General features: G+C 35.6%; 1 protein-coding gene. It reads left to right on the top strand.

The annotated features are described in order from the left end of the window. On the top strand, positions 1-278 hold a 278-nt coding region (locus tag ACFIK8_RS12090; protein ID WP_375669571.1), incomplete at both ends, for an isochorismatase family protein.

The following is a 278-nucleotide window of genomic DNA, read 5'->3' as shown; positions in this document are numbered from 1 at the left end:
CACACATCTCTCAAAGTTGAGAAAGCACAGCTCATCCTCAGAAAAGGCTATAATCAAAAAATTGATAGCTATTCTGCTTTTTTTGAAAATGATCAAAAAACACCAACAGGCTTACAAGTTTACCTTAAAGAACATGGTTTTACAAAACTCATTATGTGTGGCTTAGCAACGGATTTTTGTGTTGGATTTTCTGCACTTCATGCCATACAATGCGGCTTTAAAGTCAGCGTTTCATTAAATGCCTGTGCTGGTATTGATTTAAATGGATCGCTTAATAC

It is taken from the genome of Bartonella sp. MR168JLCBS, from assembly GCF_042194175.1.
Note: the sequence above shows the minus strand (reverse complement) of the source record. Positions and strands in the feature narration are given on the sequence as shown.